Here is a 22,695-nt window from a genome sequence, read left to right as displayed (position 1 = left end):
AACACCCTGACCTCCCGCAACAGCCTCGCCTCCGCCTACCAGGATGCGGGGGACCTGGACCGCGCCATTCCCCTATACGAACAAGCCCTCAGCGACCGGGTTCGGGTGCTGGGCAACGACCACCCCGACACCCTGATTTCCCATAACAACCTCGCCTTCGCCTACCGGGCGGCGGGGGACCTGGACCGCGCCATCCCCCTATACGAACAAACCCTCACAGACATGGAGCGGGTGCTGGGCGAAGACCACCCGCTCAGTAGGACCGTCCGAGACAATCTCACTTACGCCATGGCCAAACGCGATGGCGGCACCTGGCCGACGTGACCTACTTCGGTCCGGTCCCTTCGCACGGTGCACACCCCCAAGGCCGGCCTGCGACACCTCTGAATCCTCATTGTCCTGAGCAGGTAAACCTGTACCGGGCTATGCACATTCGGCTGCCCAGCTTGGTACGCGGCTACATGCACAGCATGGCGCGCCTTGCAGTGTCGGAGGGTGCGAGCTTGGCTGGACGTGTGGGCCGAGGAACGTGCACCACTGCCCTATGCGGCACAACGGAGCTGGCTCATCTACAGAGGGTGGCGATCGGATGCTGGTCGAGGCGTTGACGGCGCTGGCACTGTCTGGTGGTACTGCAGTGGTCCAGGCCGCAGGGACGGATGCGTGGAACGGCCTGCGGAGACGGGTTGGGGATCTTTTCGCGCGCGGCGACGCCGCGCGGGCGGACGATGAGCTTGAGCGTCTGGACCACACTGCCGAGGTCCTGAGCAGCGCGAATGACATCGGTAGCGAACGTCTGCGGCAGGAAGGAGTGTGGCAGGGACGCTTCGAGGCGCTGCTGGAAAGCCTTGACGCCCCCGGGCAGGAATGGGCGGCTGAGCAACTGCGGGAGCTGCTGTCGTTCGTTGCCGCTTCAACCGGTGATGTAGCCATCGGCACAGGGAAGGCCGTCGCCCGCGAGGGTGGCAGCGCGGTCACCGGTGTCAAACGCACGAGCAGCAGCCAGACCCGCGCCGCGACGGTGGTGAACACAGGGGACGCGGAAGCCGAAGGGACCGGTTCGGGCGCCGTCAGCGGCATCGTCAACGAATGACTGCCCCGCACCACCGCAACTGATTGAGGCGAGCCAAGGAGCCGATGTGGTCCGATGGCTGAGGGGCAAGCGAGGTTCCGGTGAGGCCGCCGCCGCGCCTGCGCAGGCGGAGGATGGCAGGGACCGTTTCGCACGATGGGCTCCGCGCGACGACGTGTCGACTGCGGAACTCGGAGCCCGGGGCACTGGGCAGGTTGTGATCCAGAGCGGGAACGCGACTGCCACCCACGGTGGGATCGCCGTCACCGGCATCTTCAGTCCCACCGTGCACCTTCCGTCCGAGGCGATGCGACCTCCTGCCGAGGTGGACGCCCCCGCGGGGCTGGACAACCTGCCGCACCGGCCGGGGCACTTCATCGGCCGCTCCCGCGACCTCAACCGCCTCGACGCCGCCCCGCGCACCGCCGGTACGGCACTGGTGCAGGTGGTGCACGGGCTGGGCGGAGTCGGCAAGAGCGCCCTGGCCGCCCACTGGGCCGCTACCCGCCCCGACGGCTGTACACCTGTGCGCTGGATCACCGCCGACAGCGACGGCGGCGTTCAGCAGGGCCTGGCCAGCCTCGCTACTGCCCTGCAGCCGGCCCTGGCCAAGGCGCTGCCGGTCGAGGCACTCGCTGAGTGGGGGATGCAATGGCTGGCCAGCCACACCGGCTGGCTGCTCGTCCTGGACAACGTCAACGATCCCGCCGACATCTCCGCCCTGATCGCACGCGCCCCCAGTGGCCGGTTCCTGATCACCAGCCGGCTCGCCACCGCCTGGAGCGACGCCACCACACTGGTTCACCTCGACGTCATGGACGAGGCCGAGTCCCTCGCCCTGCTCACCCGCATCACCACCACAGCCGGCCATCGCGACCTGGACGGGACCGCCGACCTGTGCGCCGAACTGGGCCACCTGCCCCTAGCGATCGAACAGGCGGCTGCCTACCTGGCTCAGAACCCACTGGCCACCCCCCGCGACTACCTCCACCTGCTTACCCAGCACCCGGCAGCGATGTTCGGCCAGGGCGGGGCCGCCACCCAGGCCGAGCGCACCATCGCCCGGATCTGGGACATCACCCTGGACCAGATCGCGATCCGCCAGCCCGCAGCCGCCGACCTCCTGCGCACTATGGCCTGGTACGCCCCCGAAAACATTCCCACCACCCTTGCAGACGGCTCCACCGACCCACCCGCACTGAACCAGGCAATCGGCCTGCTCACCGCCTACAACATGATCACCCCCGACGCCTCGACCGGCACGCTCGCCGTCCACCGGCTCGTCCAGGCACTAGCCCGCACCCCCGACCCCCACGACCCCCACCGCACTCCCCACCACATCGACCATGCCCGCGAACATGCCACTACCAACCTGAACAATGCCCGGCCCGCAGCCACGGATGACCCCGCCACCTGGCCAGCCTGGCGCGCCCTGACTCCCCACATCGAGGCCCTCGCCGACCACACCACCGCAGACACCGATACGGTTACCATCGCCAACATCTTCCTCGCAGGCGGGAGATTCCTCGACGAACAAGGTTCTCTGACCCGCGCGATCAGACTTCTCCAACGTGCCCTCACCACCTACAGGCAGGTGCTGGGCGAGGACCACCCCTACACCCTTAGGTGCTGCAACAGCCTCGCCAGCGCCTACAGGTCGGCTGGGGACCTGGCCCACGCCATTCCCCTGCTCGAGCAGACACTCACCGAAAGCGAGCGGGTGCTGGGCAACGACCACCCCGACACCCTGGCCTTCTGCAACCACCTTGCTCTCGCCTACAGGTCGGCTGGGGACCTGGCCCACGCCATCCCCCTGTACGAGCAGACACTCACCGAAAGCGAGCGGGTGCTGGGCAACGACCACCCCGAAACCCTGGGTTCCCGCAACAACCTCGCCGACGCCTACCTCAAGGCGGGAGACCTGGCCCGCGGTATCGCCATGTTGGAACAGACGCTCACCGACCGGGTGCGGGTGCTGGGCGAAGACCACCCCGACACACTGGCCTCCCGCAGCAACCTCGCCTGCGCCTATGGCTGGTGGGCGGGACCTAACACCCGCGGCATCCCCATGTTGGAGCAGACGCTCACCGACCGGGTGCGGGTGCTGGGCGAAGACCACCCCGACACACTGGCCACCCGCAACAATCTCGCCGCCGCCTACCTATCGGCGAAGGACTTGGTCCGCGCCATTCCCCTGTTCGAACAGGCCGTTACCGACCGGGTGCGGGTGCTGGGCAACGACCACCCCGACACACTGGCTTCCCGCAACAATCTCGCGACGGCCTATGAGTGGGCCGAAGACTTGGTCCGAGCCATCCCCCTGTACGAACGGACCCTCACGGACCGGGTGCGGGTGCTGGGCGAAGACCACCCGGACACACTCGACTCTCGCAACAACCTGGCGCTGGCCTACCAGAGCGCGGGGGACGTAGACCGCGCCATACCCCTGTACGAGCAGACACTCACAGGCTGCGAGCAGCTGCTGGGTAAGGACCATCCGCTCACTCGGACCGTTCGAGAGAACCTCACGTGCGCCAAAGCTCGTCGCCGTGACGGGGCATAGAGACGACTTGACCCACTCCGGGTCGCCCCAATGGTTCGCTCACCAAGGACCGCCCTGAGGCAATTTCGAACCCTCATCGGCCTCGGCCTGAGCACGTAAGCCTGTACCGGCCTGTGCACATTCGGTCGTACGCCGACAGGTGAACCTCTCTGCTGCGCGAGGAGCTTCAGGAGGTCGTTCAGACGCTCTTCTTCGCGTCTGGCCTTCTCTCCGATGGAGCAGCCGACTGGACTCAGCCGGGAAACGCCTCGATACGTTCGCGGTTGAGCAGATACGTAGGCAAGTACGGCTGGTGCGGATCGATGGGGAAGCCGGCGTCGTAGGCCAAACACGTCATCGCCAGCGGTCCGAGCGCCACCTGGGAACGCGGCGCTGCTGAATCGCCCCAGTAGCAGCCGTGGTGCTCCAGAGATCGATTCAGGGCCTCGGCGAAGCGCTCGTGTCGCGGGTGATCAGGCGGTGGAAGAGGTCCGCTGGCTGGTAGTCGATCAGGTCCACGACGTCTTTCGGCGCGCGAGCGACGACGTCAGGCGCGGACGTCTCCATGGTGGCGAGCAGCTTGTCCACGACCTCGTCCATGGAGCGCTTGGACCAGTAGGTCTGTAGCGTGTCGATCCAGTGCAGGACGTACTCGTCGACGGAGTCGTCTCGACGCAGGACCTCCAGCGGTGTCCGGCACAACCGGTCCGCCCGGTCCTGCTGACGGCAGACTATCGAGAGGTAGAAGGCGTCTAGCCACGCGCGCGCGTCAGCCGGTGGTTCGGTGGCGATGGCGGGCAACTGCGGCACGAGGTCTTCGCCCAGACGACACTGCTGCGGCTGCGCGCCGGTGAACAGTGCCGATCCCAGCTGCGTGGCGGTCGCCCACGCATTCCACGTGTCGATACGGGCTACCTGGGGGTCAGCGGCGCAGTGGGCTTGGGAGAGTTGGAGAGCTGCGGCAAAGGCACCGCTCAGGCCTGTCGGGTCCTGGGCGAGGCGGCTGATCGACTCGGCGGCGGAGTGTGTGAGCTCACCGATGTCCGGCGCCTTGGCAGTGGCACGGCTGGCGAGTCGTCCGGCCTGGTCGAGGCGTACCAGGCCCTTCATCAGGCCGAGTAGTTCCGGCGGCGGACGCAGGGAGAAGGTACGGGTGGCGTGGTCGATCACCGTCAGCGCCTTGAGGCAGCCCTGGTGCCACCAATAGACCCGTGGCGACAGCGCACCCGGGCCGTCCTCGTACGCACCGAGGCATAGGCAGCAAGATCATTGATGGCATTGGCCACGTACCCATCGACGATGGGGTGGTACGCCATCAGGTGCAGGGTCGGCACAACCACAAGAGCCCCGGCCTTCGGCAGCGGCTTGCCGGTCACCTGCCGGGCCAGCTCGGACAGGAAAAGTGCCTTGCTCGCCACGAACGGAGAGTCGCCGTAGACCAAGTGCAGCAGCGCACGCCCCTCGATGGCAACTTCCTCGTGCTCGACGGGCACGGCCATCAAGTTCGCGTATGCCGCCTGCCCCAGGTCCTCCGAACCGGCGCGGTTTCTCACCTGGCGACTTCGCTGGCGAGGTGCTCGGTGACCTGCCTGAGCACGGTCGCGAGGTTCTCGTAGGAGGGCCAGCAGCGTTAGGGCGAGTCGAGCTGTTGAAGGAGCCGGGCGAGGTGCGTGAGCCCAGTTATCTCAGAACACCATATTGCACCCTGTTCTGAATGTCATACTCTCCGCGACCATGGGAGGACATTGCCTACCTCCTCACACCACGGAGGCCCTCGTGTCCCGGTATCTGTTCGACAATTCTGGCGCCCAGACAGGGGGCCGCTTCTCGGTTCTGGAGAGATGCTATGACGACGTATCGCAACGCCAGTTGGAGCTGACGGGGCTTGCCGAAGGCTGGAGATGTCTGGAGGTCGGCGGCGGAAGCGGCTCGCTGGGCGACTGGCTGGGTGAGCGGGTGGGCCCGGGCGGTGAGGTCACGGTCACCGACATCGAGCCGCGCTGGGCAGCCGGGCGGGAGCGCGCAGCGCAGGTGCGGCTGGTGCGGCACGACATCATCCGTGACCCGTTACCCGGGGGCGACTACGACCTGGTGCACGCCCGGCTGGTGCTCCAGCACCTGCCCGAGCGGCTGCACGTGCTGGAGCGGCTCGTGGAAGTCCTCCGGCCAGGCGGCTGGTTGGTGTTGGAGGAGTTCGACTGCGGCTGGACGCCTGTGCTGGCCGCGCCCGATGAGACGGCGGCGGCCCTGTTCGACCGGGTGCACTCGGCACTGATGAGACTGCTTAAGGAGGCCGGGGGCGATCCACTCTTCGCGCGCCGGATGACCGGGGCGATGGCACGGGCCGGCCTCACCCGCCTCGCAGCGACCACCTATGCCGAGGCGTGGCCGGGCGGGAGCGCGGGGATCGCCCTGCACCGGCACAACACCGACCAGGTGGCCGACGGCCTGGCTGCGGCCGGGATCTCGAACGGTGATCTGGACCGGTTCCGGGCCCTGCTCCAGGACCCCGCATTCATCGTGAACTCCTATCCGCTGCTCAGCGTCCGTGGCCGCCGCCCGCTCCCGGGGCACCCGCGATGACCCTTATTGCCTACCACGAAGCCCGACTGCCCCTGGTTGAGGAACCGTTACTCCTCATGGCCCGGCTGGTCCGCAGCGGCTTGTTCGACGCGTACGTGGTGTACGAGAGCGGCAGCGAATGGTCCCTGGCCGGCGGCGTTCTGACGTCCGTCCGGCTGGCCGGGCACGAAGCCGCGGACCTGAGCCGGGTCGGAGAGCGGCTCGCCCAGGCGCCGGTGGCGGACTGGCGTGCCTACGGCTGGGCGGCATTCGAGCTGGGGCCCGTACTCGCCGGCACTGCTCCGGGCGGGGTGGACACGCTGCTGCACCTGATCGTGCCAGCGGACGAGATACGCGCCGGCGCGGATGGCGTGCTGGTGCGGTCGGCGGACCCGGCGCGGTCGGCGGACCCGGCGCGGTTGGACCTGCTGATCCAGCTGGTGCAGGCGTCCGGCGACACCGGCGCAGAGCCGGCCGATCGAATCCCGCTTCTCCTGGAGGAGGACACCGGAACGTACCGGGCGGCGGTCGCCGCCGCCGTCGCGGAACTCCAGCGGGACGGCGCGCTGGAAAAGGTGATCCTCTCCCGGCAGGTTCCCGTGCCGGCGGCAGTGGACCTGACTGCCACCTACGTCGCCGGGCGGCGGGCGAACACCCCTGCCCGTTCCTTCCTCCTCAACCTCGGAGGGATCCAGGCAACCGGCTTCAGCCCGGAGACCGTGGCCGAGGTCGCCCCGGACGGTACGGTCACCACCCGCCCCTTGGCCGGCACCCGAGCTCGTACTGGTTCCGCCCTCGAAGACGCCCGCCTGCGCACCGACTTGCTCAGCGACCCCAAGGAAGTCCACGAGCACGCCATCTCCGTCAAACTCGCCCTGGAAGACCTCGCCGCCGTTTGCGACGCCTCGTCAGCGAGTACATGACGGTCCAGCAGCGCGGCACCGTCCAGCACCTGGCCTCCGCCCTCACCGGCCGACTCCGTGCCGGTTGCGGCCCCTGGGATGCCTTCGCCGCCCTCTTCCCCGCGGTCACCGCCACCGGCATCCCCAAGGCCGCGGCCTACCCCCTCATCCGTTCACTCGAAGGCAGTCCCCGCGGCCTGTACGCGGGCGCCGTCCTCACCTGCGACGCAACCGGCGCCCTCGACGCCGCCCTCGTCCTGCGCAGCATTTTCCAACGCGAAGGCCGTTGCTGGCTCCAGGCCGGAGCCGGCGTCGTAAGCCAGTCGCGGCCCGAACGCGAACACGAGGAGACCTGCGAGAAATTGCGCAGCGTCGCCCACCACCTGGTCCCCGCTGGGGCGCCGTCAGAGGGTGTCTGACGACGGCCGTTCAGAGGTGCGTTGATGTGTCTTGCCGGGTGAGGCTGTGGTGAGGCTGCATCAAGCTGATGGCTAGTCAGGGGCCCCTTGTAGGAGTCGTCGAGAAGACAACGCAGTGGCCCCTAACCTGCCTCAACCGCCCATAGGACAGCCGATCCGGAGTGGGGCGTACGTCCTTGTGCCTGCGCTGGGACGCGGGCCGCCGGAGCAACGAAAGCCGGCAGGGCCTCCCTCGCCCGCTTTGCCGCCGCCTTCTCCTGACATGCCCGTCAGGGCTGATGGGCAGGCGCAGGCAGAGCGACGTGGGTGAGCCCGGAGCCGACCGGGCCGCCCCGCCTGGTCGACTTCCAGATCTTCGTCATCGACGTCGCCGGTGGCGACGACATCCCCCGCAAGGGGCCCCGGCGTGACCACCTCGGACTCCTGGTGATCAACAAGACCGACCTCGCCCCGTACGTCGGCTCCGACCTGGAAGGCATGGCCCGCAACGCCAAGATTCAGCGCGTCGAACTCCCCGTCGCCTTCAGCGCTCTCACCACCGAGGACGGGATCAAGCCGAGCGCCGACTGGATCCGCCAACGCCTCACCGACTGGAGCGCGGGCCCGCATGACCCTCACCACCCCCACCCACCCGAAGACCGCATCCGCCCCTGACCGGACTGCCGTCGGGGTGCGCGCCACCGCCCGCATCCTGGCCACCGACAGGGGCGGCACCACCCTGCCGGTCCTCGACGGCGACGGCCCCTTCGAACGCGCCGCCTGCGCTCGCACGGGGCTCAGGCCCGGGTGTGCATCGCCGGCGCCATGACCGCCCCCTCGGCAGCGACCGGCTAGGTATCGAATCCACCGCCCAAGAAGGCGCAGCGCTCCACATCACCTCCTGCGCCGCGACCCTCGCCCTACGCGGCCCGACCCCCGAGCGCTCCACCGACGACGTGCACCTGACCGTGGGAGAGCACGCCCAGCATCACTGGCTCCCCGAACCGCTGATCTGCGCGGCAGGCAGCGACCTGCGCCAGACCTGGACCATCGACCTCGCCCCCACCGCACGGCTCGTACTTCGCGAGGAACAGATCCTCGGCCGTACCGGCGAACCACCCGGCCATGTGACCACCCGGCTCACCGTCCGCCGCGGTGAGCACACCCTGCTGGACCAACAGGCCGCATACGGACCGGACGAACCCGGCTGGGGCGGCCCAGCCGTCCTCGCCGGCAACCGCGCAATCGGACAACTCCTGGTCGTTGACCCGGCCTTCCAGGAAAACGCCCCTGAAGCGTAGCTTCTCGGCAGCGCCCCGAAGACGGCCAGGCCGTGCTGACGCCGCTCGCCGGCCCGGCTGCCCTCATCCCTGATGTCGCCCCCGACGGCCTCCGCCTGCGCCGCCTCCTCGACACGGCACAGAACACCTACCGCCAACCCGTCACAAGGGGGTGAGGCGCGCTGAAACAGGCTTGACAACCACGGGCCCCGAAGCCCCGACACATGAGCCTCCGGGACCGCCGGCCGGTGATGCCGGCAGCGCGCCACCGGTCACGTCGATGTCGGTGAGGATCCGCATGGCGGTGGGCCCGTCAAGGGCGTAGGCGAAGACGAGCCCGTCGGCCACCAGGCGCGCGTAGCTCAGCGCCAGCCAGTTCCGTGGTGAGGGACTCGACGGGCAGCAGCCGCGCATGCACACCGCTCAGCAGCTCCGCAGCGTTTTCGTCGCCGCGACTGGCCTGCCGCAAATTGGCGAAGTGGGACTCCACGAGCTCGGGCCAGCGGTCCTCAGGCGCTCGGCGGCAAAGGTGAGCCAAGTTGTGCAGGGAGGAGTGGTGACCGTCTTCGATGTAGGGGTCGGCCAGTGCTCGAAGTCGTACTGCCTGTACGGCAGTTAGGATCGCCATTTCCGGATCGGGAGTGCCTGGCGCGTCAAGAGCGTCGTTACGGTCCACCTGTTCGACTCTACTGCGCACTGGGAACGTGGCTGCGGTTGAGGAGCTGCGCGCCGTGAAAGGCAACGGCGCCTGTGATGGCAGAACGCTCCAACCCGTCCCTCAGCGTGTACACGGCCGCATACGGTGCTGAGTCTCACTTCGGTGTCCGGTGAAACTCTCATTCTGATGTCCTGTGCTTCCCTGTTGCCGTAGCCCTTTTCACGTGCTCATTTGCAGATCCTCGGCAGAAACAAGGACGGCAGTCGGCGCGAAACTGATGTGACGTCATATGGGAAATCGCAGGACATTGAAATGAGAATCCCAATAGCGAGACTCGCTGACCTGCAGGTTCTTCTGGGGTGGGGTGAGTTGCATGGGGCTGGATTCCCATTGTTGGTAGTCGTCCCTGCGTGTGCAGGGTGGAGCGACCTCGTCGCCCTGCTGAGGCACTGATGGCCCGCGTCGTCCCTGCGTGTGCGGGGTGAGGTACGTTGCGTCGTCAACCTCGATCAAGAATTGCGAGTCATCCCTGCGTGTGCGGGGTCGAGTCGCCCAGAACCTTCACCGAGCCCAGGTAGCCCGGGTCATCCCTGCTTGTGCGGGGTCGACGCTTTTTGAGCTGGGACGTTATCAGAGCCACATAGTCGTCTCAGTCTGTCTGCGTTGGGCGTGGCGGGTGATGTTGGTGCAGCAGCGAATAGCCCTGCATCGGGGAAGGTGTTTGGCTCATCGGGACGGGATTGCGGGCGACGCCCGATGACGCCTGCGTGCGTGAGAGTCGTCCCTGCGCGTGCGGGGGGGGAGCATCAACAACCACGAAAGCGGCTCCAGGACGTAGTGTCATCCCTGCGCGTGCGGGGCGGTGACGTGGAGGTGCGCGTCGTAGCGGGCGCCGGTGGTGTCATCCCTGCGCGTGCGGGCGGAGAACCGAAAGGTCAGCCGCACTGGCCGGCCTGGCGTGTCATCCCTGCGCGTGCGGGGCGGAGCCGGCGGCCGACCGGGCAGCCGTCGACAGCTACGTGTCATCCCTGCGCGTGCGGTGCGGAGCGTGGAACGGCGTTGTGCCTCTGCGATGGCGGCGTGTCATCCCTGCGCGTGCGGGGCGGAGACCCATGTCCTCGCCGTCGGCCACTGGGGGATCGTGTCATCCCTGCGCGTGCGGGGCGGAGACTTGCTGAGCTGGGATGTTATCAGAGCCCACTGCAGTTTTTGTCTGTCCTCAAGACGGCGGTTTGCGCGGTTGAGTTTGGGCATAGCGGGTGGGACCAATGCGGCAACGGATTGGCCCCGGCGTCCGGGGGATCGGCGTCGTGGCCGGTACGGGATGCCGCCGGGGACGGCATTCGATGGCACTTGCCTACGCCTGAGAGTCGTCCCCGTGTGTACGGGGCGGAGCCCCGGATCCCTCAGCTCGCTGCTCTGCTGGGCGACTCATCCCTGCGGGCGCGGGGCGGGGCGCGCTGGCGCATCAGTGACCTACGGTCATCCCTAGTGTGCTGGCTGTTATGAGAGTTGAGTGTTGCTGGGCTTGAAGGGGGTTACGGGTGGGAGTGGTTGAGGATGCCCGGTTCGCCGGTATCGACCTGGGGGTGTGGGCGGAGTTTGATGCAGCGACTTGGACGTCGTATCCGCTGCTGTTCCGGATGCTCGACGACGCGGCGGTTGCGGCGGTGCTGTGGGACCGGTTCTTAAGCTCTTCGCAGCGTGCGGTGATCGCCGAGGGTCTGGGTGTGGGTATGGAGCAGGCGCGGTCGCTGGCGGCGTTGCTGGCGGGCTTGAGGGACCTGGGCAAGCTCGTACCGGGTTTCCAGCGGCGTGAGCGTGGCGCATGGGAGCGGCTGGGCGAGGATCTGGTGGCCGGGGCGGGCCGTATCTCGCCGGTACCGGTGGAGGTGGACCGGTCCTCGATGCACGTGGCGTTCGGTGAACTGGGCGCGTTTGGCTTCGCCGTCGGCGGCAACAGCAGCCCGGCGGTACGTTGCGCGCAGGTGGTCGGCGGCATGGGGGGCCGCTTCCTGCAGGTCGATGTGGGCGGTGGCGCTGCCGTGCGGAGGGTCGCGGCTACGGCGGGCGGTCCGGCTTGGCGGGAGTTGAGGGCCCGCTACGCGGCGCTGGTGCGGTATCTGACCGGTGCGGTGACGGTTCCGGAGCGTGTTTCGGTGCAGGCTGCGGTTTTGATGGCCGGTGTGGGGATGCTGGCGGGTCGACTGTCCGGGCAGCGCGGGCACTGGCTGGAGGCAGCGCACATGCCGGCGTTCGGTGCGGCCGAGCACTTCGCGGGTGCCCGCACTCGGGCGGTCGACGTGGTCGGTGAGGCGGAGTTGGAGCGTGTCGACCTGGAGCCGGTGCCGTTCGCCACCGCGCACCCGCACTTGACGGAACCCAACGTTCTGCAGGCCTCGCTGATGGCGCAGATTCCCGGCCTGGTAGGCGAGTACGGCGTCGGCATCACGGTGATCGCCGACGGTACGGGATCGGGTAAGAGTATCGGAGCCCTGGAGGTCGGCCGGATCTGCAATGGTGCGTGTGGCACCGCCGGTGTGGCCTGGTTGATGCCGACCACGGCGACCACCAATGCCGCGTGGGAGATGCTGGAAGCGTATGTGCGTGCCCACCGGCCCGAGCGTGCACCAGTCACGCTGGTCCACAGCCACAGCAGGCTGAACGCCGCATACACCGATGCGCGGCTCACCGCCGAGGCGGCCGGTGCGCAAGCTCATCCTGCCGGTGCCCTGACGGCACTGATGCCTGACGGCACCCACCAGGCCGACATCTCGGCACCGGCCGAAGACGGTGCGGTCGGACCGGACAGCGGTGCGCGGGAGGCTACCGAGGCGGGGGAGCGGGTGACCGCGCCGGAGGGCTTCTTGCGCGGCCAGGACGCTGCGCTGCTGGCCCAGTTCAGTGCGGCCACCGTCGATCAGGCGCAGATGGCGGTGCTGCCCGTGCAGTTCAACGTGCAGCGGTTGCTGGCCCTGTCGGGCAAGACGGTGGTCGTCGACGAAGCCCACGCCCTGACTCCGTACAGCCACCTGCAGTTGTTACGGCTGCTGGGCTGGCTGGGGAGTCTACGTACACCAGTGGTGCTGCTGTCGGCGACGATGCCCGCCTCCACCAGCAACGCCATGGTGGCCGCATATCTGGCCGGCGCCGGACATGAGCCTGGCCGGCTTGAGGCTGCGGACTACGCGCCGGCCTTTCCGGGATGGCTGTTCGCTGATGCCGCCACCGGCACTGCCCACCGGATGGAGAACACGGCCCGTATCCGGCATTCCCAGGCCCAGAGCCGTCCACTGCGGGTGACCATGCGCCCGGTGACCTATCGGCGGTTGGGCGACGGGGACCGGGCCGTGCGACCGGACGAGCGGCTCGCCGTTATCGGTAGGACGGTCGGGCAAGTGGCGCGTGAGGGAGGATGCGCAATGGTGGGGTGCGCGACCGTCGCCGACAGCCAGGACACCTACCGGTATCTGCAGCAGTCCTGGACCGGCGATCCGGGGGAGCTGATGCTGCTGCACGCGCGGTTCCCCGGCTGGGTACGCGAACAGCGCACCGGCTGGGTGCGCAGGACTCTGGGGCCGACCGGGCCCCGCCCGGACCGGCTGGTCGTGGTGACCACGAGCATGCTGGACACCAGCCTGGATATCGACGTTGACATGATGATCAGTGATTTGGCCTCGATCGCCCGGCTGCTGCAGCGTGCGGGACGCCTCGCGCGCTTCTACCACTCCTGGCAGAACACCAGCCGCCGCCCGCCATGGTGGAATCCCGGCCGCGTGCCGCACCTGACGGTCCTGCAGCCGCTCGGTGCAGCTGGCGGCACCGCAGTGCCGGCTGAGTGGCGCACCGTGGAGCCGGCAGTCCTGCTGCACACCACCGCGGCCCTCCTGCAGGCCAAGAATCACGACCTGCAGCTGAACCTGCCCGGCGACGTGCAGGATCTAGTCGAGCAGGTCCACGGCGAACATTCCCCGTTCGCCGACGAGACAGCGAACCTGCGCCGGCTGCTGGCCGGGCACCTGGAGCGCACCATGGCCGAGGAACATCTCAGTGGCGTGCACCTGATCCCGCCGCACGACCGGGTATCGGCCCTGGCTGACCTGCATCGCCAGTATCTGACCGCCGGCCAGGCTGCCACCCGCCTGGGCATGCTGCCGCGACGTCTGCTGCCCTGCTACCTGACGACTGGTGGCGAACTGGCCCTGGACCGTGCGGGTACGCAGCCGCTGCCCGACCAGAGGTACCTCAACCCCCGCCTGGTCCGTCATATCCTGCAGCACGCCGTGCCCGTGCCCGCCGCATGGATCGCCCGCCGCGGCCCGCAGCACCGTCCCCCCGCCGGCTGGGGCCAGCATCCGCTGCTTGCCGACCTTGTCCTACTGCCCATCCCTGCCCGCGACCCCGCGCACACCGAGCACTATGGACGTCATCGCCTGCGCATGGACGACGAACTGGGCCTGATTCACGAAAGGGTGAACTGACCCGCCCGACGCCGGTGCTGCAGGACGAGCTGCCGGCGCCGGGGTCGGGCGGACACATGCAAGAAAAGGCAGTACACGGCTCGTCCAGGATCTGCCGCATCACGGTGGCAGGACGAGCCAGAACACCCGTCCAGAAGATGCCGATAATCACACCTTCTCACGCATTGGACACGGTTGGTTACGGTGTGATTGTCTCTGGGTGTTCAGAGAGCTCAGGTTCGGAGAGGGACACAACCGTCACGCCACAAGCATGAGCGGCGGTCCCAGTCCCAATCCGCAGCCGTCGGCATGAACGAGTGGTCTGCGCAGCGAACCCGCAGAGCCGGACAGCACGTTAGGGCGCGGGGCGCCGCACCTGCCCTGATACGTGGTCAGCCCCTCCCTCCCGTCACCCGTCCTTGGCAGGCCGACGCGTAGCACGTCCCCTCTCCTTCCTCCCTTCCTCTACGTGGCCTGCCGTACCCCGGACTGCTGTTCATGGCCCAGGCAGTGCTGTGTCTTGTCCCCAAGGAGACATCCCTTGACGCCCTGTGCTCCCGCCCGTTTCAGCGCCGCCGACGATCCCTGGATCGATGTCCGGCGCGGTACTACCTACCGTCAGGTGGGCCTGCGGGAATTGTTTCTCCACGCCCACACCATCGATGACCTGGCGATGCCGATCGCGCCGTCCGCGTCAGGGCTGCTGCGCATCGCTGCTGCCATCACCGCCCGCATCACCGACCTGGATGATCCGACGTTATCCGCCGACCAGTGGAACGCCCGCCGCTGGACGCTGCTGTCCTCACCCGACGGCTTCAACTCCACAGCGGTGAACGCGTATTTCGACAACAAAGCCCACTGCTTTGAGGCGTTCGACCCAGTGCGCCCCTGGCTGCAGGACCCGCTGCTGGCATCCCAATGCACAGCCACCTCAGGCATCAACAAACTGGTCTTCGGCCGCCCGGCCGGCAACAACCTCGCCTGGCTGAGCCCGCACCACGACCTCGATCCGGCGCCCGTACCGACCGCCCAGGCCCTGCAGCACCTGCTCATCCACCGCTACTACGGTGCCAGCGGCGGCGGAACACCACGCACCGTCGGCCGCCGCGCCCCCCGACACCTGGGCGGGCGGAGCGGCCCACTGCGCTCGACGGTCTCCTTCCACCCGCTGGGCCGCACCCTGTACGAGACGCTGCTGGCCCAGATCCCCAAACTCACCGGAGAACAGACCGGCACCGATCTGTGCCCGTGGGAAGGCCCCGCCCCGCCCGCCCCGGACGCCCCGCCTGTTCCGATGACCTGGCCTGGGCGGATCCTGACCGGCCGCTCCCAGCACGCGCTGCTGCTGGTGCCCGGCCACGACGGCTCCTGCGTCAGCGACGTGTACCTGACCTGGGCCACCGAACGCCCACTGCTCCCAGCCACCGACCCCTACCTTGTCATCCACACCAAAGGGAACACCAAACCCGAACAGCGCCGGTACCCGCGCCGAGCGGACGCAGACAAGGCCTGGTGGCGGGAACTGGACGCACTGCTGCTGGCTCCGGACGAACGCCGCGCCTTCCGCCGCCCGCAGATCTTCGACACCCTCAACGACCTGCCCGAGCACGTGCGCACCAGCCTCCGGGTCCGCGTCCACGGCTTCGACCAGGACGGCAAGGTCAACAACCGCCGCTGGTACACCGCGATCACCCCGCCGATCCTGGCCTGGGCCCAGGAACATGACCCGGAATGCGCCGAGCGGATCGCCGAATGCGTCGCGACGGCAGAACACCATGCCGGGCGGCTGACCTACTTGGCCGGCCAAGCATGGAAGGACACCGTCAACGGCCCCGGCCGCCCCGCCGATGGCCGCACCCGCGGCAGACCCGAGAAGAAGCCCACATCCCCCTGGGCAGCACCTGCCCGTGCGGCGTACTGGCCACTGGCCGAGCACGCATTCTGGCGCCTGCTCGACCAACCGGACCTCTCCGCCCGGCGGGCGTTCGCCACCGCCGCGGAGCAGGCACTGCGCACCGCCACCGCAGGCGACCGTGTCCGCCTGCGACATGCCGCCCGCGCGATTGCCGCCGCCGTGGCCGAACTCCACCGACCCCCACGCACCCGACCGGAAGAGGACCGCCGCTGATGCCCACGGCCGCCGAACGCCGCCGCCACTACCAGGACTTCACCGCCGAGGTCCTCGAACTGTGCACCGACCCCGGCGTGCGCAGAGATCTCCAGGACGGCCGTGGTCGCCCGGTCAAGGAATGCCTGCGGATGCACAAGTACCTGACCGTGCGCACCACCGGCCATGGCCAGCGGCGCGCCCACTACACCGTCGCCTCCCTCATCGCCCTGGCAGACCCGCTCGAAGCACTGCGCAACCGCCCCACCCCCGCCCCGCGGCAACCCGCCGACGAACCCGCAACACACGCCTCCCCGGCTGCCCGTCGCCTGCCCCCAGACGACCCCAGCAGCACTTCTGCGATTCCCTCCCGCACAGCCGCAGACGACCCTGTGCTCAACCCGCCGGACGCCCCCGGACCCGGGGAGTTCATGCCAGACCCCTATGCGATTGCAGCCTGGCGCAAACGCGCCAACCTCGGCGTGACCCTGGCACGCGCGGTGCGCCGCTCCGACTTCAACGAGGACCGCACGGACGACGTCCTGCACGTCATCGTCCGCGTCGGCGACGACCACCTGCACCAGCACCTGCTGCCACCCCTGACCGACCGGCTGCTGCGCGCCGGACTCGCCTGGGACTGGGCCGTCCTGCTCGACGACCTCGCGGCCCGCGTCTTTGACCCGGACCAGGTCGCCACGCGCTGGCTGGATGCCTTCTACCTCACCCTCAACCCCATCAAGGACTAAAGACATGACCACCGGCTCCCGATTCCTGGACCTCCACATCCTCCAGCCGGTCACTGCCAGCAACTTAAACCGCGGCGAAAGCGGACACCCCAAGACGATCAAACTGGGGGACGCCGAACGCGCACTGGTCTCCTCCGCAGCTTGGAAGCGCCCGGTACGCCTGGAAATGGAGGAAGAACTCGGCGAGAGCGCCGCCCGGACCCGCATGGTCCCCCCGGTCCTCGCCGACACCCTGCGCCAGCAGGGCTGGCCGGACGATCTGGCGGCCTTCACCGCCGCGCAGATCGCCCAGAGCGCCAAGACCGGAGGATTGAAGACCAACCCGCAACAAGGCCACCGCACCCAGGCCATGCTCTACCTGCCCGTCGACGTCACCAGCCGTCTGCTGCAGATCTGCGCCGACCACCGCGACGAACTTGAGCAGGCCCTGGCCGACCAGCATGCAACCGGCAAGCAAGCTCCGCCGGTTCTGCCCACCAAGCAGATCGCCACCGAGCTGACCCGCCGCACCACCACCATCAACCTGTTCGGGCGGATGCTCGCCGAGATCCCCACCGGACACGTAGACGGCGCCGTGCAGATGGCACCGGCGTTCACCGTCCACGAGGCCCGCCTGCAACCGGACTTCTTCACCGCCGTCGAGGACTGGCCCCGCCCCAACGAGGCCGGCAGCGCCCACCTGGAGACCGCGTTCCTCACCGCTGGGGTGTTCTACCGCTTCACCACCGTGAACGTCACCGCACTCATCACCAACCTCGACGGCGACACCGCCGCCGCGCAGAAACTGATCGACCTGTTCGTCTGGACGTTCACCATGGCGATGCCCCGGGGCAAGCAGACCTCCACCGCCCCTCACTGCGTACCCGACCTGGTCCACTACGTCGTACGCGACCAGCGGCCGATCTCCTACGGCGCGGCGTTCGAACAGCCCGTGACCGCCCGAGGGCAGGGCTACACCGCCCCCGCCCGACAGACCTTCGCCGACTACGCCGCCACCATCGACCGCCTGGTCGGCACCCGCCGCCGCATCGCGCACGGCCACGCCACCGCCGCCGGCCACCCCATCGAACACCTGGGCACCTGCCACCCGGGATTCGAGGACCTGGCCACAGCATGCGCGGCCGCCGCACTGAACCCCACCCCCCGCCCCACCGGGGACATGGCATGAGCCGTGGGCTGGTACTGCGCCTGGCCGGCCTGCTGCAGTCCTGGGGAGAAACAGCCGCCTTCCCTCACCGCGACACCGCCGCCTTCCCCACCTGCTCCGCGCTCATCGGCATGTTCGCCGCAGCCCAGGGACGCACCCGAGAACAAGCCCTGGACCCCTACCCGGAACTGCCCGGCACCCCCAGCCACCACGACCTGGTCTTCACCCTCCGCATTGACCGGCCCGGCACCCCCCACCGCGACTTCCAGACCGCCGGCGGTGGACGCCCGCACGGGACGGGCCTGCGCACTGCCGCCGGCGAATACCGCAGCCAGGACAAATCGACGCTGGTCACCTACCGCGACTACCTGGCCGGAGCCGTCTTCACCGCCGCCGTACAAGGCCCCCCGCCACTGCTGCAACACATCGCCGACACCCTGACGCAGCCGCGCTTCTCTCCCTACCTCGGCAGACGCAACTGCCTGCCCGACGAACCCCTGATCATCCACACCGACATCCCCGACCCGGTGGCCCAACTGCGCACCGCGGTACCGCTGAGCCTTCAGCGCCCACCCGACCCAGACGCCACCCACATCCCGGTCACCTTCGTCCACGAACACCCCCCGGCCCACGGCGACGTCCCGCACCGCGAAAGCCCCAGCCAGCCCAGCGACTTCGCCGCCCAATCCCGCACGCACCTGCTGCGGCCGTTGTGGCAGACCACTGAAAGCCTGCCGACCGCCCTGTACGCCGGGCCCCAGCCGATCAAGACACTCACCGACTACATCCTCAAGGACATCTCATGCCCATGACCTTGACCCGCATCATCGTCAACCGCAGTCACCGCCAAGCCCGCGATGACCTTGCCAACCGGCCGGGAATGCACAAGACCCTCATGCGGCTTCTTGCCCACCCCGCCGGCCCCACACCTCGCAAGAACGGCGGGCTGCTGTTCCGCCTCGAGCCCGGCCTCGACCCCGTACTGCTCGTGCAGACCGCCGGTACCCCGGACCTAAAAGGCCTACCCGGCGGCTACGGCACCACCGACACCCGCGACCTGACTCCTATGCTGACCGCCCTCACCCCCGGACTGCCGGTCCGCTACCGCATTACCGCGGCTCCCACCGCATACCGCCCCACCGGCGCGCCCCCCGACCCGGTCACCGGCCGCCGCCCCCGAGGCAAGATCACCAGCCTGCAAGGCCAGGACGCACAGGCATGGTGGCAGCGACAGGCCGCCAACGCTGGCCTGTACCTGACCGGGCCCACCGAAGCCCTCCGCCGCCCCTTCCCTAGCCCCGACCGGCCCGCCCCCTTCTACAAACTCACCCAATTCGATGGCACCGCCACCATCGCCGACCCCGACCTGCTGGCCACCGCACTACGCGAAGGCGTCGGCAAGGGCAAGGCATACGGCGCCGGCCTGCTCACCCTCGCCCCCGCCTGACTCCCGCCCCGCCGCCGAGTCCCAGAAGAACACGAGGAACTGATGAAGCACCCGCCCCCACCACCTCCGCCTCCAGACCCGACCCAACTGCGGGCCCTGGCTGTACGTTTGCTGTTGGAAGACGCCGCCGAGCACACTCCCGCCAGCGGCCGTATGGCCGCTGTCGCTGGTGCCCATGACGTCACCCCCCGCACCGTGCGCCGCTGGATCGACAACGCCCGCGCCAACGGCGGTACCTACACTCCGGCTGGCCGACCGCGCTTCGAACTCACCGAGCACATGCTGGACGTAGTGGCGCGCTGGCACGGCAACGTCACCCGCGCCCACCTGGAACTGAAAGCAGAAGCCAAAAACGACCCCAAGCTGCCCAAGGTGCCCGCCCGGGCCACCTTCCACCGCGCCGTACACCGCCATCTCAACCGCGGACAACTCGCAGGCCTGCGCAAAGGAGAAGCCGCCCGCCGACGCTTCGACGTCTTCGGCAAACGTGAACGCCACCACCGCAACTACGCCTGGGAGACCGACCACGTCGAAGCCAGCGTCAAAGTGATCATCGACGGCCACATCCGCAAACCATGGATTACATGGTTCGTCGACTGCGCCACCGACGGCATCTGCGGCCTATCCATTACCCCACAGACACCCAGCCGCGAAAGCATCCTCGTCGCCCTACGCGATGCCCTGCTCACCACCTCCGAACACGGCCCGTTCGGCGGCCGCCCCCAACGGGTACGCGTCGATGGCGGCAAAGACTTCCTGTGCAAGACCGTCGGCGAAGCAATGGACCTGCTAGGCACCGAACTCATCGTCCTGCCACCCCGCCGTCCCGACCTGAAACCCACCGTCGAAGCGATCAACGGTGCCGTCAAGAAGACACTCTTCGCCGACATGCCCGGCTACACCGAAGCCCCCACCCTGCCCGGCGGCAAACCCATCGACCCCGACCCCGAACTCCTCCACTTCGAGGTCTTCGTCGCCAAGCTTCTGAACTGGGTACGAGAGTGGAACACCGAGCACGCCATCGAGGACCTGGACGGCAAGACCCCCGCCCAGGCGTGGGCCGCCGACCCCACCCCCATCAGAACCATCACCGCCAAGGACATCCACGCCTTCACCCTGGAACGCCTCGGAAAGCCGCTGACCATCACCAGCAAAGGCGTCCGCTGGCGCAAACGCGATTATTTCGCCCCCTGGATGGTGGGCAAGGTCGGTGAGAAAGTCCACCTGCGCTACATGCCCCACCACGACCACAACGTTGAACTGTATGAACCAACAACCGGCCAGTACCTCGGCTCAGCCGTCATGGCCAACCAGGCTCCGCCAGCAGTACGCCGCGAACTGGACCGCGCCCGCCGACGCCAAGCCGACGAACTGCGCAGACGACAGAAGAAAGCAGAGAAGAGCCGCAAAGCCCGCTACGCGGCCGTCAACAAAGGCCCCACACAACGGCTGGACGCCATCACCGAGGACCAGGCCATCCAGCAACTACGCGACCTGGGCGGCGCCCACCTGAGCACCCAAGCACTGCCCAGCTTCCTGCCCCTTCCCGCGCCCACAGACGGCTGGGCCGTTCCCCGCTCGCGCCCCGCTGGCTCCGACCATTCCGACGAAAACAACCAATGAACACCACACCCAGCGCGACGTTCCGCGCCGGCCGACTCCCCGAACAGACCGATGACCACTTCCTCGGCCTTCACCAGGCCGCTCCTGTGGCAACCGACGCGGCCCTGCTCACTGAGGCACTGGTCAGTAAAGCCATCACCCGCAAGGCCATGATCTGCATCCATGGACAGGTCGGCCTGGGCAAGACATTCGCCGTCAACGCCGCCTGCCGCAAACTCGCGCCCGACGCCACAGTCTGGCTTCAGTTCGCCCAAGCCCCTCACCTGGCACAGATCCGAGCAGCGCTGTGGGACGGCCTGGCCCTGCCCGGTCCGGCCCCGGTCAACACCACCCACATCTGCGACGAACAGATCAGGCAGGCACTCGCCGCCAACTTCAGCCTCCTCCTGCTGGACGAAGTACAACACCTGGGGCCCACAGCCCTTGAGTACCTGCGGGACCTGTGGGACAGGAACAGCAAATCGGCGAAGAGCCTGGCCATCGTCCTCGTCGGCAGCGGCAACACCCGTCAGAAGATTCTGCACCGCAACGCCCTGCACTCGCGTGTTCACCGCTGGCAGCAGTTCAGCCCCCTCACACCAGCCGAGATCCTCACCGTCATCCCCAGATACCACCGCCTGTGGAACGGCGTCGAAGATGAAGTGTTGCTGTGGATCGACGACTGTGCGGGACATGGCTGCTTCCGCACCTGGGCCAATCTCACTGTCATCCTTCAAGACGCTCTCGATGACGATCCGAACCTGACCTTCAGCAAGGACCTCGTCCGCTGGGCCTTCAGCCAACTCGACCCCACCACCCGGTTCCCCGGCCAAGTCGGCCCTGACGGCTGAACCGGACTGCCCGCTCTCGGAGTACCCGTGGCCACCACCAACGCCTCCGCAGCGACTGCGGAGACGTTGGCCGGGCTGTGATCCTTGGTTGACTGGCTCTCCAGGAACCGGCACCTTCAACCCCGACACGGGTAGAGAGCCGGAGAGCCCGCAGGGCCAGGACGCTGTGGGTGCCGCACCCGACGTGCAGTGGCTGGTAGGGACCAGAACCAGCAGGAGCGTCAAGTGGATCCGATAGAAGGCAAGATCACCTGACTGAAACGCGCCACTGTGGCCCGGCCAGCATGGAAGGAAGGGTCCACGTGAGGTCTTCCGTCGCCGCGTCATACGCCCATGACGTCGCAGCTCCAGCGACGACAAGACGATCGAGCACCTCGGCCAATGCGACGGGCGTCAACGCACACACGTGTGCCAACCGGTCGGCTTCAAGGAAGCCGCGGGCGCTGCGAGGGGCCAGATGCGCTGCGAGCGCCAGCGCGACCAACGGACCGATGGTCGGTACGTCACGCAGCACAGGGTGGGAGGTTAGACGCAGTGCCCAGTCAGCGGCGCGGGCGCGGTCCCGGCGACCTGGCGCTTGGGCGAGGATGGTGGCATCGAGGAGCTGTACGGCGACGCCACGGGGATCCTGTGATGCACTGGCCGGCAGCCGGCACAGCCACTGGGCCTGTTCCAGCTCCTGCCACGGCGAGGACGACAGCTCCATCCGCATCCCGCGCAAGAACCCCAAGGGCATCCAGAGTCGGCCTGAGGCGGCAGCCCGCAGCGCGCACTGCACGGCCAGTAGCCGTGCGGGAGCGGGGGTGGATGCAGGGAGGGCGGCTGCGAGGTAGCTGAGCATTTCCTGGATGCGGACTGCCGCCTCCGGTCCGCAGGTTTGTCTCCTGCGGTGTCGTGGGGGAGCGGGCTGGGGTGTCGTCG

At 68.3% G+C, this 22,695-nt stretch carries 14 protein-coding genes and 4 pseudogenes; 15 read left to right on the top strand and 3 right to left on the bottom strand.

The features are described 5' to 3' along the window. From ACZ7MX_RS33320 to fxsT, 3 genes are all read left to right on the top strand, one after another. On the top strand, positions 1-324 hold a 324-nt coding region (locus ACZ7MX_RS33320; protein WP_472137608.1), incomplete at its 5' end, for a tetratricopeptide repeat protein. A 265-nt stretch (positions 325-589) separates the two neighbouring features. Next, complete coding sequence (locus ACZ7MX_RS33315; protein WP_472137606.1) at positions 590-1,093, top strand: hypothetical protein; 504 nt, start codon at positions 590-592, stop codon at positions 1,091-1,093. Positions 1,094-1,358: 265 nt separating this feature from the next. Further along, positions 1,359-3,635 carry an FxSxx-COOH system tetratricopeptide repeat protein gene (gene fxsT, locus ACZ7MX_RS33310; RefSeq protein WP_472137605.1) on the top strand — a complete coding sequence of 759 codons (2,277 nt, stop codon included), beginning with the start codon at positions 1,359-1,361 and terminating at the stop codon, positions 3,633-3,635. 232 nt (positions 3,636-3,867) lie between these two features. On the opposite strand, the pseudogene ACZ7MX_RS33305 reads toward fxsT, so the two are convergent. Further along, positions 3,868-4,724: pseudogene (locus ACZ7MX_RS33305) on the bottom strand (immunity 49 family protein). A gap of 62 nt (positions 4,725-4,786) precedes the next feature. Then, a complete protein-coding gene (locus ACZ7MX_RS33300) occupies positions 4,787-5,113 on the bottom strand; it encodes a hypothetical protein (RefSeq protein ID WP_472137603.1) in 327 nt (108 codons plus the stop codon). Between the two features lie 277 nt (positions 5,114-5,390). Here ACZ7MX_RS33300 and ACZ7MX_RS33295 point away from each other — a divergent pair, with 277 nt between their 5' ends. The 12 genes and pseudogenes from ACZ7MX_RS33295 to ACZ7MX_RS33240 all read left to right on the top strand — a co-directional run bounded on the left by ACZ7MX_RS33295 (position 5,391) and on the right by ACZ7MX_RS33240 (position 21,774). Then, the gene (locus ACZ7MX_RS33295; RefSeq protein WP_472137601.1) at positions 5,391-6,197 is read left to right on the top strand and encodes a methyltransferase; all 807 of its coding nucleotides are present in this window, start codon (positions 5,391-5,393) and stop codon (positions 6,195-6,197) included. After that, positions 6,194-7,497, top strand: a pseudogene (locus ACZ7MX_RS33290) (salicylate synthase). The gene ACZ7MX_RS33295 and the pseudogene ACZ7MX_RS33290 overlap by 4 nt, the downstream one beginning before the upstream one ends. Before the next feature lie 336 nt (positions 7,498-7,833). Further along, a pseudogene (locus ACZ7MX_RS33285) lies at positions 7,834-8,151 on the top strand (P-loop NTPase family protein); the annotation flags it as partial. Further along, positions 8,105-8,932 (top strand): annotated as a pseudogene (locus ACZ7MX_RS33280) (urease accessory protein UreD). The pseudogenes ACZ7MX_RS33285 and ACZ7MX_RS33280, both read left to right, overlap by 47 nt. A 2,026-nt stretch (positions 8,933-10,958) precedes the next feature. Continuing rightward, a complete protein-coding gene (locus tag ACZ7MX_RS33275) occupies positions 10,959-13,895 on the top strand; it encodes an HD domain-containing protein (RefSeq protein WP_472137599.1) in 2,937 nt (978 codons plus the stop codon). 520 nt (positions 13,896-14,415) lie between these two features. Next, positions 14,416-16,002, top strand: coding sequence for a type I-E CRISPR-associated protein Cse1/CasA (gene casA, locus ACZ7MX_RS33270; RefSeq protein WP_472137597.1), 1,587 nt, complete (start codon positions 14,416-14,418; stop codon positions 16,000-16,002). Beyond that, the gene (locus tag ACZ7MX_RS33265) at positions 16,002-16,727 is read left to right on the top strand and encodes a hypothetical protein (RefSeq protein ID WP_472137595.1); all 726 of its coding nucleotides are present in this window, start codon (positions 16,002-16,004) and stop codon (positions 16,725-16,727) included. Before casA ends, ACZ7MX_RS33265 begins: the two co-directional genes overlap by 1 nt. 4 nt (positions 16,728-16,731) lie before the next feature. After that, positions 16,732-17,895, top strand: a complete 1,164-nt coding sequence (gene cas7e / locus ACZ7MX_RS33260; RefSeq protein ID WP_472137593.1) for a type I-E CRISPR-associated protein Cas7/Cse4/CasC — start codon at positions 16,732-16,734, stop codon at positions 17,893-17,895. Beyond that, the gene (gene cas5e / locus ACZ7MX_RS33255) at positions 17,892-18,686 is read left to right on the top strand and encodes a type I-E CRISPR-associated protein Cas5/CasD (protein ID WP_472137591.1); all 795 of its coding nucleotides are present in this window, start codon (positions 17,892-17,894) and stop codon (positions 18,684-18,686) included. The genes cas7e and cas5e overlap by 4 nt, the downstream gene beginning before the upstream one ends. Continuing rightward, positions 18,677-19,321, top strand: a complete 645-nt coding sequence (locus ACZ7MX_RS33250; RefSeq protein ID WP_472137589.1) for a type I-E CRISPR-associated protein Cas6/Cse3/CasE — start codon at positions 18,677-18,679, stop codon at positions 19,319-19,321. Before cas5e ends, ACZ7MX_RS33250 begins: the two co-directional genes overlap by 10 nt. 108 nt (positions 19,322-19,429) lie before the next feature. Then, positions 19,430-20,944: a Mu transposase C-terminal domain-containing protein gene (locus ACZ7MX_RS33245; RefSeq protein ID WP_472137587.1), complete on the top strand. Its 1,515-nt coding sequence runs from the start codon at positions 19,430-19,432 to the stop codon at positions 20,942-20,944. Continuing rightward, on the top strand, positions 20,941-21,774 hold the full coding sequence (locus tag ACZ7MX_RS33240) for an AAA family ATPase (RefSeq protein ID WP_472137585.1): 834 nt from the start codon (positions 20,941-20,943) through the stop codon (positions 21,772-21,774). The genes ACZ7MX_RS33245 and ACZ7MX_RS33240 overlap by 4 nt, the downstream gene beginning before the upstream one ends. A 247-nt stretch (positions 21,775-22,021) precedes the next feature. On the opposite strand, the gene ACZ7MX_RS33235 is transcribed toward ACZ7MX_RS33240, so the two are convergent. Continuing rightward, entirely contained in the window at positions 22,022-22,480 is a 459-nt protein-coding gene (locus ACZ7MX_RS33235; RefSeq protein WP_472137583.1) for a hypothetical protein, read from the bottom strand. Between the last annotated feature and the right edge of the window lie 215 nt (positions 22,481-22,695).

This window comes from Streptomyces sp. NPDC107765 (genome assembly GCF_055657085.1).
Note: the sequence above shows the minus strand (reverse complement) of the source record. Positions and strands in the feature narration are given on the sequence as shown.